Genomic DNA, 11,175 nt, shown 5'->3' on the forward strand with positions numbered 1-11,175 from the left:
CCGGGCGTCGCCAGGCGCCCGGCCCCGTTGCTCCGCGGACCGGGGTCACGCCGCCCGGATCAGCCCCAGCTGGGTCAGCGCGGCGACGCCGTCGTCGAGGCCGATCTCCTCCACGATCCGGCCGTCGATCACCTTCAGCACCGTGGTGCCGGTGAAGCGCATCCGGCGGCCGGTCGCGGCCGGCAGCGAGCCGGCCAGGAAATCGGCGAAGGCCGGGCCGGTGTGGGTGCCGCCGCCCTCCCACCGGCCGACCACGTGATCGCCCTCGGCGATCAGCTCGGCCGTGCCCCGGAAGGCCAAATCGGGGAAGGCCGTCCGGAAATCGCGCATGAACGCCTTGATGTCGTCGCGGCCGCGGCGGGGCGCGTGCAGCGAGTACTGCAGCAGCATGTCCGGCGCGGCCAGCGCGTCGACCACCGCGAGGTCGCAGTCGCGGCCCCAGAACTGGGTGAACCAGCGGCCGACCACGGCCTTGTTGTCCTCTGCCTTGCTCATCGGGATGGATCCTTCGGTTGCCTCGAGGGCCGTCCTGCGGCCCGGGCGAAGGATCGGATCCGGGGCGCGCCGCCGAACTCCGGTTGTTGCCGCGCAATCGCCAAAACGGCGCTGTCGCCGGATCGGGAGTTGCGCTAGCGTGGCGCCGGCGGATTTGCACAGCGCCTTATGACGGTTCAGTTGTCACCTCATTGCGTATCGGTGGGAGATTGCCGGATATGAATAAAACCATCGACCGTTGCCCGCATTGCGGCGGCTCCGAACTGGAAGTCCTGGTCGAGATCGAGACATACAACTACCTGATCCGGCCGACGGAGTTCGAGAGCATCTGGCGCACGGTGCCGATGACGGTCGGGCTGTGCCATTCCTGCGGCACCTCGATGCAGCTGCTGCCGCCGAACCGCGAGGCGCTGGACGAGATCTACAGCAGATACTACGGCTCCTACCCGACCTTCGCCTCCGACGCCGAGATGGACGAGCGGCACCGCGAGTTCCTGGAGTTCCTGGTCGCCAGCGGCGTGCCGATGACCGGCCATGCGCTCGAGATCGGCTCGTATGACGGCCGCTTCCTGGCCCGGCTGCAGGACGCCGGCATGAGCGTGCATGGCTGCGACCCGAACGAGGCCGCGGCGGCCGAGGCCGAGCGCGCCTTCGGCATCAAGACCACGCTCGACTACTTCACTCCCGACACCTTCCCGGCCGACAGCTTCGACTTCGTCAGCAACCGCCTGGTGCTGGAGCATGTGACCGAGCCGGACGTGTTCCTCGGCGGCCTGCGCAAGGTGACGCGCGAGAACGGCTTCGTCTGCATCGAGGTGCCGGATTGCGGGATCGTGATGGCGGAGGGCGCGCCGTTCTGGATGTACGAGCATCCGAACTACTTCACCGCCAGCTCGCTGCTGCGGGCGATGCGGCGGCACGGCTTCGACGGCACGGTGACCTCGCACAAGGGCATCCTGCGCGCCGTCTGCCGCAAGACCGCCCACGCCACGCTGCCGACCGACGACGTGGCGGTCGACGTCGCCCTGGCGCATGAGTTCCGCCGCAAGTACCGCGACTATGTCGCGCATTACGACGCGGTGCTGGCCGAAATCCGCCGCCAGGGGCTGCCGATGGCGGTCTACGGCATCGGCAACTACTTCACCAACCTGATCAGCTCGACCTCGCTCGACCCGTCCGAGATCACCGCGATCTATGACGGCAACCCGAAGAAGTGGAACATCGAGATCGAGGGGCTGGGCCTGCCGATCCAGTCGCCCGACACCGTGAACGAGGGCGGCCCGGGCGTGGTGCTGCTGGCCAGCGCGTCCTACCAGGGCATGCTGGACCGCATCGCCCCCTATATGGAGCGCGGCGGCAAGGCCCTGCTGCCGTTCCCGACCCCGGCCCTGTACCAGCGCCCGGCCGTGGCGGCCTGACAGGTCGCGATCGTCTCACGCGTGACCTCTCCCGCGTCCGGCGGGAGCCTTTCAGAATTCCAACACCGTCATTGCGAGCGCAGCGAAGCAATCCAGGGGCCAGTGCGAACCGGCCCCTGGATTGCTTCGTCGGCTTCGCCTCCTCGCAATGACGGCGAGGGATCAAGCGTTGTAAAAGGCCTTGCTTGCGGGAGAGGTCACGCGAAAGCGCCCACCCCCGCCATCACGTCCCCACCCATTTCAGCGAGGCGTCGTAGCTGCCGCGGCGCCGGCCCTCGACGGCGTAGCGCAGCGCGTCGATGGCGTGGTTGCCGCGGTCCTCCAGCTCGGACAGGATCTCGCCGGATTTCGGGTCGACGCGGTGGCTGTAATGCGCCAGCTCGTCGGCCAAATGCCGGCAGCGCGGATGCACCAGGATGTCGTGCGCCTTGAGGAAGGCGATGCCGTCCTCGACCGACCCGCCGCCCTTCGCTGCCGGGCGGATGTCGGGGAAGCCGTGGCGCTGCATGTAGCTGATGGTCTCCGGCCGGGCGCTGTCGGCGACGATGGTCAGCTGCCGCGACCCCGGCACGGTGTCGAACAGCTCCGGCGTGCGGTCGATCTCGCAGCCGACGCGATAGGCCTCGTGGTCGACGAACAGCGTCCGCCCCTCGATGAAGCAGCGCAGCAGCACGGTCGGGTCCTGGGCGAAGCCCCAGTCGGCGCCGAGCAGGAAGCCGGCGCCGGGCGGCGTCTCGAACGCCTCCACCCGCCAGTTGCGGAACACCCGCGCCTCGCTGGCCTTCTGGTAGCCGCCGAGCCAGACATGCTGGTGCTTGTCCGGGTCGCGCGCCCGGTCCCACTCCATCTCGGCCTTCAGCACCTCGGGGAAATGCGGGTTGTCGGGCCAGTTGGCCTCCAGCACCCGCGCATCGGGCGGCGGCGGGCCGCCGCGGAACAGCTTGTCGACCGGGTCGCTCTCCCGCGTCGGGTTCCAGGAGAACCACAGCTCCGACCCCGGCTTGCGGATGGTGGGGCGCAGCAGGTCCAGGCTGCGCCAGGACAGGGCCTGCGCCTCCTCCACCCAGGCGACGTCGTAGCCCTCCAGCGACTTGATGCTCTCGGCGGTGTGGGTCTGCATGCCCTGGAAGATGATGCGGCCGCCCCGCGGCCCGAGGATCCGGTCGGCCTGCACCCGGAAGGCGGCGCCGAGGCCCAGCGCCTGGATCTTGTCCTCGACCAGCCGCTTGACCGACTGGTCGAGCGAGCGCTGCACCTCGCGGATGCACACGGCGCGCAGCGGCGCCGCCTCGACACAGCGCCGCACCAAGAGCTCGGCGAAGGCGTGCGACTTGCCGGAGCCGCGGCCGCCATGCACGGCCTTGTAGCGCGCCGGCCGCAGCAGCGACCGGAGCCGGGGCGGCAGGCCGGGCTCGGGCAAGGCGGGCAGGGGCGGGCCGGAGACCACCCAGGGCGGCGGCTCCTCCGCCGGCTCGGACGGGTCCTGCGGCGCCGGCACCAGGCCCGTCCCGCTCAGCCCCTGGTCGCGGCAGAAATCCTGGAACGCCGCGTCCATCGCCGGCAGGTGGCCGGCGTCGCACCGGGCGGTGCGGCGGCGCAGGCGGCGGGCCCGGCCGATGTCGCCCAGCCGGCGCACCACATCCGGCGGCGGGGGCCGCCCCCCGGCCCGCAGCAGCGCCACATACTGGAAGCAGCGGACCACCACCTGCGGCCGCCCCAGCATCTCGCAGCCGACCTGGGCGGCGCTGCGCGGCGAGAACCCGGCCTCCCGCGCCGCGCGGGCGGCGTTGCCGTGATGCGCGAAGCACCAGGCGAAATTGTCCCAGCGCAGCGGCAGCCCTTCGATCTCATCGCCTTGCATCCTGACCTCGCATGAAAAAGCCCGCCGCGGCGGGGCCGGGCGGGCGCAGATGTTGGACTCTGCCTGAATGATGCGGCGCGACGCGGCGTCGTGTCAAGAACAAATCAGGAACATAAGCCGGCAGGGCCTTTCCGCGCGGGCCGGCGGCGGCGTCCGGCTCAGCCGGGGGGCTCCGCCGGGGGCGGCTCCGGCTCCCGGGCCGCGGCCTCCTCGCGGGTGCGGATCGCGCTGAGGGCCGAGGCGACCAGCCCGGTCGGGATGGCGATGATGCCCAGCGCCACGAACAGCATCAGCACGGTGAACACCCGGCCGACCGGCGTGACAGGGTAGATGTCGCCATAGCCGACGGTGGTCAGCGTCACCGCGGCCCACCACATCGCGTCGAGCACCGAGGCGAAGGCCTCGGGCTGGGCGTCGTGCTCGAACTGGAAGATGACGAGGGCGCAGACATAGAGGACGATCAGCGCCGCCACGCCGAAGACGATGACCTCCTCCTTGACCACGCGCCAGGCGGCGGCCAGGCGGTCGATGGCGCTGGTGTAGCGGGCCAGCTTCAAGAGCCGGACCAGGCGCAGCAGCCGCAGCGCCCGGACGGCGCGCAGGTCGAGGCCGAAGCCGATGAAGGCCAGGCCGAGATAGAAGGGGGCGATCGCCAGCAGGTCGACGATGCCGAAGAAGCTGCGCGCATAGGCGCCCGGGGCGGGGGCGGTGGCGAGGCGCAGCACGTATTCGATCGTGAACACCGCGACGACGACGATTTCGGAGACGGAGAGCGCCGTGGCGGCCCAGCCCGGCAGGTGGGGCAGGGTCTCGACCCCCATCTCCAGGGCGGAGTAGAGGATCAGCGCGTGCAGCCCAAGCTCGACCCGATGCCCCAGCCCGGGATGCCGGCCGTCGAGGGCGGTGCGAACATGCTTGCGCCAGTCCATGGTGGGGCTCCGGGGTGGGTATTCTTGTTTAGAATGATGCCTGATCGGGTTTTGCTGCCACGGTGAGTATTCCGGGGCTATGCGGACTGGGCACTCTGTGACATCCTATATGGATAAATTTTTCCAGGTATTCTGGTATTTTTTATCAATTCCATATCCCCAGGTCAGTTTGTTGCTAGGTGGATCAGCCGCATTATGGCCGGGGTGGGGAGCCTCGAAGTGACCAAGGCAAAAGAAACGGAGTTGTTGCGTCCGCAGCGTTCGCTATTCGACGACGCGGACATCCCGGTCGGACTCGATGAATATCAGCAGTTTACCATCCGGACCGATCGGAACGATCGGCCTGGAACGGAAGGGTTGGGCTTCGTTCTTTTGGGACTCTTCGGTGAGATTGGCAGCCTGCTCAGCGCTCTAAAAAAGAAGCGGCGCGATAAGGACGCCTTCGTTGCCTACCATGATACCGTCCTTGAGGAATTGGGTGACAGCCTGTGGTATTTCGCAAACACAGCGCTCCGCGCTGGTCTCCCGCTATCCGTCATCGCCCAGCGCATGCCGGCAAAGCTTGACAACTGGGACTACCGGGGGCGAGCAGGCGCGACGACCTTCTCCGACCTACAGCGTGCAAATCAGCACTTTGCAGGTCCGATGGTCACAGCAGCGGTCGAGCACCGGTTACTCGCTCTTGCAGGCAAGGTCGGCCATCTTCTTGAAGATTGGAGCAGCGGCCGTATCGCCGTTAATCGGGACGTGCTGTCTGCCGATCTCGTCGAAATCTTCCGCGCGCTGCTAGCGGCCGCGGACGATGCCGAGGTCAGCCTCGATGAAGCCGCTCGCCGCAACATTGTTAAGACGCTTGGCCGTTGGCCTGACGAACCGGACTGGGGTGCATTGTTCGATGCAGACTTTCCACCCGAGGAACAGTTCCCCTCTAGGATGACCATGGTGTTTAAAGAACACACGGTGGGGGGGCGCCCGTACGTCACTCAGCAACTCAATGGCGTAAATATTGGTAGCCGGCTAACCGATAACCGCCACGAGCCGGATGATTACCGCTTCCACGACGTCTTTCATTTGGCGTTTGCGGCTATTCTCGGATGGTCACCAACGCTTAGGGGGCTCCTAAAGCTAAAGAGAAAGAGCCGCCCAGATATCGACGAGAACGAAGATGGGGCACGGGCCAGCATCATCGAAGAGGGTATCTCAACCTGGATTTTTAACCATGGCGCCCGGAACGCTGATTTTCGCAACACCAGCAATCTTGACTATGGGCTACTCAAAGCAGTCCATGAGCTGGTTCGCGGCTACGAGGTTGAGGCCCGTCCCCTTTGGCAATGGGAGCGCGCAATCCTTGAAGGGTTCCGCATTTTCAGGGAGTTGCGGCGTCATCGTGGCGGCGCAGTCAAGATCGACCTGGAGCGCCGTACCATAGAGTTCGAGCCTGTCCAATGAACAGCGTCAATGTATCCGTCGAAACGTTTGTTGATCGGCGTGCCGATCTCCGCTTCGATGTGGAATCGCTGCCGGGTTCGGCACTCCCAGCTAAGGGGGCAGAACGGAATTCCTCAATAGCGCCTATGCCTACTATGGCGTCAACCACACCCTTCGGCCCGGAATTATTCAGCTAATTTGACCTCAGGCGGCCTTCGAGGTTGGGTCGGCCACAATCTGGGAACACCGATCGTGAAGCGCTTTTAGGTCTGCCCGCGTTCCATTGCCGGTGTCGATCTCCGCATGTGTCGAAAGTATTGATAGTGGCCCAACGGTAACACCGACCCCGTCCGCGACGAACCGCATTAGGCGCCCCAAGCCGACTAGGTTGCCAAGCAGCTTCTCCGTGTAATAGTGATTTCGGTAGACCGCTGAGAGCAGGAGTCTTTGGTCTCTGTCGAGCTTGAAGCTGAGAAAGCTCAGACATTGGCCGCCGCGCGGTCGCCCTTCGGCATCCTTGATCGGATTATAAATTGGCAGTTCATAAATGTTCCGATATGGCCGGCCGCTATCGACATTTCGCTTCATCTTTCTGACCAGCTTGTCGAGCAGATTTTCTGTGCCGTCTGACGTTGGAAAGGCGATCATGCGCTCGAAGTAGCGTCCCCAGTCCTGGCTCGAACGCCTGAGCCTCGGAAACACCTTCTTGATATAGACATCGTAGAATTCAGGCGCACCGTAGGCTTCGTAGGTGGCTTGAGGGAAAATGGTATTGGCAACCGTGCGCACGAGGAAGCCGGTGTCAGTATGTGTCTCGAGATAAGTGTCCAGTGCGGTGATCACCGCCCGGTCCTGTACGGACAAGGCAACGGGATCCTCAATATCGACAACCACATGATGCGCCTCATGCCCAGGAAGGGCTTCCACAACGCGGGATGCCGCGAGCCAGGCGGTGGCACAGCTAGGCTGCGAGATCCGTTGTGGGAACATGTATGTCCTCCGTAAGTAAGGCGACCCGCGTCAGCCGCGGCGCGATGAAGGTTTCCGGTAGCCAAGCGTGCCCATCCAAACCCCATTCGGTGCCCCAGCTGTTTCGGACAAGAATGATCCGCTCCGCGTCGATGACGCCATGCCCTACGGCGACCACGGCGTGCCGCCGAAAGGGGTCTGGTCCTTCGCCCTCTGGCGCAACCACCACCCCCTGTGAGTTCGGCATGTAGAAGGCATCCGAAATCATCATCAAGACCACCGCCGGTCGTCCCGCGCTGAGCTGGGCAATGATCTCGTCCACGCCTTCTGGTCGAGGTTCCCCGTCACGCCGGAATACCTTGGCCTGAATCGGCGGCCCATAATTGTCGAGATTGGGTGGGAGTGAGTCTAGATAGGGCCAATCCTCTTCAATGGGCTGTCCGTCGGTTCTCAGCGCGGTCAGCATGTAGGCCAGCGATGCACCGGAGGATGGTGAGCGGCCGGCCCGGCGCTGTGCATGATAGAATACGAACTCACAGGAGAGCGGGCTCCAGGGCGCTCGTAGCGCCGCGTGCGCGTCGCTTGCGGCAAACGCTAGGCAGGTGGGACGCTGACCTTGGTCCCGGGCCGGACCGAACTGCGCCCGCAGGTCGCTAAGGACAGTCAGCGCCATCACGCAGCCTCGAGCGCCTGGCGATGCTGTTGTCGCTGGTCCTTGTACCAACCTTGCAATTCAGCCCCGGCAAGGTTGTACTGAACCGCAAAGGTGTTTAGCGGTTTCGCCGGCTGCCAAGCTCGTGTCTCGGTCAGCCTCAATTCGCCCGCTCGGCGATCCCGGGCCGCTGTCGTGATGCGCCGCAAAGTTGGGCTGCCTATGCCATCGGTGTCGGTCTCCTCCCGTCCATCCGCGACAACGGTTAGGGCCTCGCCGTCGATTGCCTCGACGCGCCACAAATAGCCGGATCCACTGTGCTCGGGCAGACGGACCACAACTAAATCACCCGGCCCACCGTTGATCCGCATGTCGGCATCGCGCTCGGTGATGAGCCAGACGTCGCCGCGGTAGTTCTCAGGCTCATAACCAAGGAGGATCTCTTGCTTAATCCGCTTTACCTGCAGGGCGGCCATAGCGCGGGCGGTGGCACGGTCGAATACGTCGTACCGGTGCAACGTCCAAACAGCGGCTCCGAAACTGGTGCCGACGCGTAGTGCGAGTTGATAGACCTTCACCGGGTCGGATAGACTGGCAATTGTCCAATCCTGCCGCTCACAGTGCCAAGCTAGGAGCCATCGCGGCAGCAGAAAGGCAGCTGCGAAGGCTTCCGCCTCGACCTCTTGGAGGTCATCGCCAGTGCGGGTTTGGAATGGCGCTCGGCGGAGAATGCTCTCGTCGTCTAGACTAGGGTCGTGCCCGAGATAATGATGGCCGAGTTCATGAGCCGCAGTGAACCGCTGTTGATTTTGAGGCCTCTGCGTTGTGACTAACACTCCAGGTGACGGATCGTTCAGATATACACCTAGTAAACCATCGAGTTTTGTAAAAAAAAGTGGCACACCAAGGCGCGCGATGGCGTCATATACATCTACGCGGCCCGCGCCGTGTACTGCCTTGGCTTGAACGCCCAGGTCCCTGTGCAGCCGAGTTGCTTCCAGAGTCGCTCTGCGAATTGCGACGGCGTAATCCGCCATCACTTTGCTCCTGTGGCACGCATCTTGAGAAATTCCGCGAAGCGACCGAGCTCCTCTCGATCCTTGGGCGAAAGGGCCGCCGCCTGACGGGCCAAGTGGGCTACGTCGGCCGGTAGTGTCGTGCCGGCCTCGTCTCCCGTGAAATGACTTACAGGTTGGCGATAGAGCTCAGCCAGCCGCTTTAACTCGAGTGCTTCGACCTTCCGCTGGCCCGACTCGATATTTGTGATCGCGGTGCGTGGTACTTTTAGGAAGCTTGCTACCTCATCCTGAGAATAGCCAACATATTCACGGGCTTCCCTAAGTTTCTCACCAAGTTGCCGACGTTCGGCTTCGCCGTCGGAGAGTTCGGATGCCGTCATGGTTTGCCTCCAGCGTGGTGCTTATTCCACTTGGTTTCGACTCGACCCGTGACGTGCTTTACGGCTGCCGCGATCGACTCATAGCCGCCAGCTTTCACCACTGACTCTGTCACTTTGAATGGCAGAATATCGTCGAGGCTAGACAAGAGTTCGACGACAGTGAGCGAGTCGATCTCGATGATCAGGATTACGACTTGCTCGTCATCCTTCGGTAGCGGATGACCCTTGAGATGACATAGCTGCCGGACCGCTGTTAGCAGCACCTCCTGGAGCACAGCGGCAACATCGGCTGCCGGATAAGGCGGTACCGTCTTGACCAGTGGGGCAGTGACAGTCGCCATGGACTTCTCCTTAGCCTTGTACATATATATCACTGATTGTCCGAAAATCAAACATGATTTGTCCGATTTCGAGACTGGCCATGAGAGGAACGGTTGATGATCGTCGGGATTGGAACTGACATATGCGGCTCGGCTCGGGTCGCCGAGGCCATCGAACGGCGTGGGCAGGCCTTTCTTAACCGGCTGTTCAGTGCTGCCGAGCAAGCTCTGGCCGCGCGTCACAGAAGCCCCAACCAATTCTATGCGGGCCGCTTCGCGGCGAAAGAGGCCTGTGCAAAATCGCTGGGAACAGGGATTACAGATCGGGTGCGCTGGACAGATGTCGAGATCCTCGCTCGGCGCTCAGGGCAGCCATACTGCGAACTCTCTGGTGGTGCGGCAAGACGTGCAAAGCGCTTGGTTGGAAGGGACTTTATTCCTGAGATTCACGTATCAATTGCTCATGATGGAGAGTTCGCCCAAGCGCTAGCGATCCTGGAGGCTCGGCCTAAGTGAGCGAGCAGGATATGCGGCTCGGAGTCCCTGGCGAAGGTCCACTCTGAGTCCAGGCGCGGCCTCTAGTTATGGCGAAGTCACGCCCTGTAATTTGGCTGTCGCCAGATGAGTGGCATCCGACGCTCCACCTTTTACATATCGGCCGTGAGAAGGGGAGCGGCTCTAACCGCCCCTCACCCCACCTGCTCCGCATGGTGGCACGCCACATCCCGGCCATCCACCGGCCGCAGCTCCGGCCGCTCGGCGCTGCACACATCCGTCGCGTACGGGCACCGGCGGTGGAAGGCGCAGCCCGGGGGCGGGTTCAGGGGCGAGGGCAGCTCGCCCTTCAGCACCACGCGCTCGGCCCGCTTGGCCTGGTCGACGAAGGGCGTCGAGGCCAAGAGCGCCTTGGTGTAGGGGTGGCGCGGATGGCGGAAGATCGCCTCCTTCGTGCCATGCTCCACCGGCCGGCCCAGATACATCACCACCAGATCGTCGGCGATGTGCTCCACCACCGACAGGCCGTGGCTGATGAACAGATAGGCCAGGCCGAACTCCTCCTGCAGATCCATCAGCAGGTTCAGCACCTGAGCCTGGATCGACACGTCCAGCGCCGACACCGGCTCGTCCGCCACCACCACCTTCGGCCGCAGCATCAGCGCCCGGGCGATGGCGATGCGCTGGCGCTGCCCGCCCGAGAACATGTGCGGATAGCGGTCGTAATGCTCCGGCCGCAGGCCGACCTTCGACAGCATCGCCTCGGCCGCGTGCCGCCGCTCCGGCGCCTTCATCGCGGTGTTGATCTTCAGCGGCTCCTCCAGGATCGCGCCCACCTTCTTGCGCGGGTTCAGCGAGCCGTAGGGGTCCTGGAACACGATCTGCACCGCGCTGCGCAGGCGGCGGCGCTGGGCGCCGTCGGCGGCGGCCACCGGGATGCCGTCGATGGTCAGCTCGCCGCCGGTCGGCGGCTCGATCATGGTGACGACACGGGCGAGGGTGGACTTGCCGCAGCCGCTCTCGCCGACCACGGCCAGGGTCTTGCCGGCCTGCAGCGAGAACGACATCTCGGTCAGGGCCCGCAGCGTCTGCGCCGCCTTGAAGGGCGAGGTCTTGACCTCGTAGAAGCGGCTGAGCTGCCGCGCCTCGACGACTGGAGTCTGGGCCGGGGCCCGGGCGGAGGAATCAGCGGGGGCCCGGGCCCCGGCC

Annotated in this window: 12 protein-coding genes; 3 read left to right on the forward strand and 9 right to left on the reverse strand. The window is 64.5% G+C overall.

Annotated features, from left to right (window positions below; genetic code table 11):
• Positions 1-45: 45 nt before the first annotated feature.
• Positions 46-495, reverse strand: coding sequence for an ester cyclase (locus BWR60_RS26590; RefSeq protein ID WP_088154669.1), 450 nt, complete (start codon positions 493-495; stop codon positions 46-48).
• Between the two features lie 218 nt (positions 496-713).
• On the opposite strand from BWR60_RS26590, the gene BWR60_RS26595 reads away from it, so the two are divergent.
• Positions 714-1,913, forward strand: coding sequence for a class I SAM-dependent methyltransferase (locus tag BWR60_RS26595; protein ID WP_088154671.1), 1,200 nt, complete (start codon positions 714-716; stop codon positions 1,911-1,913).
• A gap of 223 nt (positions 1,914-2,136) precedes the next feature.
• Here the strand turns inward: BWR60_RS26595 and BWR60_RS26600 are convergent, their stop codons facing one another.
• Together BWR60_RS26600 and BWR60_RS26605 are read right to left on the reverse strand one after the other, a co-directional pair.
• Positions 2,137-3,774, reverse strand: coding sequence for a PBSX family phage terminase large subunit (locus BWR60_RS26600; protein WP_218823698.1), 1,638 nt, complete (start codon positions 3,772-3,774; stop codon positions 2,137-2,139).
• Positions 3,775-3,932: 158 nt separating this feature from the next.
• A complete protein-coding gene (locus BWR60_RS26605; protein WP_088154673.1) occupies positions 3,933-4,703 on the reverse strand; it encodes an ion transporter in 771 nt (256 codons plus the stop codon).
• Between the two features lie 219 nt (positions 4,704-4,922).
• On the opposite strand from BWR60_RS26605, the gene BWR60_RS26610 reads away from it, so the two are divergent.
• A complete protein-coding gene (locus tag BWR60_RS26610) occupies positions 4,923-6,152 on the forward strand; it encodes a nucleoside triphosphate pyrophosphohydrolase family protein (RefSeq protein ID WP_144445769.1) in 1,230 nt (409 codons plus the stop codon).
• Positions 6,153-6,335: 183 nt separating this feature from the next.
• On the opposite strand, the gene BWR60_RS36560 is transcribed toward BWR60_RS26610, so the two are convergent.
• From BWR60_RS36560 to BWR60_RS36565, 5 genes are read right to left on the reverse strand one after another with little or no spacing between them, the layout of a single operon-like run.
• Positions 6,336-7,121: a hypothetical protein gene (locus BWR60_RS36560; RefSeq protein WP_144445770.1), complete on the reverse strand. Its 786-nt coding sequence runs from the start codon at positions 7,119-7,121 to the stop codon at positions 6,336-6,338.
• On the reverse strand, positions 7,093-7,773 hold the full coding sequence (locus BWR60_RS26615) for a C1 family peptidase (RefSeq protein WP_088154676.1): 681 nt from the start codon (positions 7,771-7,773) through the stop codon (positions 7,093-7,095). Before BWR60_RS26615 ends, BWR60_RS36560 begins: the two co-directional genes overlap by 29 nt.
• Positions 7,773-8,789: an ImmA/IrrE family metallo-endopeptidase gene (locus tag BWR60_RS26620; protein ID WP_088154678.1), complete on the reverse strand. Its 1,017-nt coding sequence runs from the start codon at positions 8,787-8,789 to the stop codon at positions 7,773-7,775. Before BWR60_RS26620 ends, BWR60_RS26615 begins: the two co-directional genes overlap by 1 nt.
• Entirely contained in the window at positions 8,789-9,151 is a 363-nt protein-coding gene (locus BWR60_RS26625; RefSeq protein WP_088154680.1) for a helix-turn-helix domain-containing protein, read from the reverse strand. The genes BWR60_RS26620 and BWR60_RS26625 overlap by 1 nt, the downstream gene beginning before the upstream one ends.
• Positions 9,148-9,492, reverse strand: coding sequence for a hypothetical protein (locus tag BWR60_RS36565; RefSeq protein ID WP_144445771.1), 345 nt, complete (start codon positions 9,490-9,492; stop codon positions 9,148-9,150). The genes BWR60_RS26625 and BWR60_RS36565 overlap by 4 nt, the downstream gene beginning before the upstream one ends.
• Positions 9,493-9,588: 96 nt before the next feature.
• On the opposite strand from BWR60_RS36565, the gene acpS reads away from it, so the two are divergent.
• Positions 9,589-9,987, forward strand: a complete 399-nt coding sequence (gene acpS, locus BWR60_RS26630) for a holo-ACP synthase (protein ID WP_088154682.1) — start codon at positions 9,589-9,591, stop codon at positions 9,985-9,987.
• A 173-nt stretch (positions 9,988-10,160) separates the two neighbouring features.
• On the opposite strand, the gene BWR60_RS26635 is transcribed toward acpS, so the two are convergent.
• Positions 10,161-11,175: peptide ABC transporter ATP-binding protein (locus tag BWR60_RS26635; RefSeq protein ID WP_088154684.1), on the reverse strand; the 1,015-nt coding region annotated here is incomplete at its 5' end.

The organism is Inquilinus limosus (assembly GCF_002195995.1).
Lineage (GTDB): Bacteria > Pseudomonadota > Alphaproteobacteria > DSM-16000 > Inquilinaceae > Inquilinus > Inquilinus limosus_C.

Coding starts and splice junctions, on each gene's coding strand:
- BWR60_RS26615 (WP_088154676.1), bottom strand. CDS start 7,773: ATGGCGCTGACTGTCCTTAGCGACCTGCGGGCGCAGTTCGGTCCGGCC.
- BWR60_RS36565 (WP_144445771.1), bottom strand. CDS start 9,492: ATGGCGACTGTCACTGCCCCACTGGTCAAGACGGTACCGCCTTATCCG.
- BWR60_RS26600 (WP_218823698.1), bottom strand. CDS start 3,774: ATGCAAGGCGATGAGATCGAAGGGCTGCCGCTGCGCTGGGACAATTTC.
- BWR60_RS26590 (WP_088154669.1), bottom strand. CDS start 495: ATGAGCAAGGCAGAGGACAACAAGGCCGTGGTCGGCCGCTGGTTCACC.
- BWR60_RS26625 (WP_088154680.1), bottom strand. CDS start 9,151: ATGACGGCATCCGAACTCTCCGACGGCGAAGCCGAACGTCGGCAACTT.
- BWR60_RS26595 (WP_088154671.1), top strand. CDS start 714: ATGAATAAAACCATCGACCGTTGCCCGCATTGCGGCGGCTCCGAACTG.
- BWR60_RS26620 (WP_088154678.1), bottom strand. CDS start 8,789: ATGGCGGATTACGCCGTCGCAATTCGCAGAGCGACTCTGGAAGCAACT.
- BWR60_RS36560 (WP_144445770.1), bottom strand. CDS start 7,121: ATGTTCCCACAACGGATCTCGCAGCCTAGCTGTGCCACCGCCTGGCTC.
- acpS (WP_088154682.1), top strand. CDS start 9,589: ATGATCGTCGGGATTGGAACTGACATATGCGGCTCGGCTCGGGTCGCC.
- BWR60_RS26605 (WP_088154673.1), bottom strand. CDS start 4,703: ATGGACTGGCGCAAGCATGTTCGCACCGCCCTCGACGGCCGGCATCCC.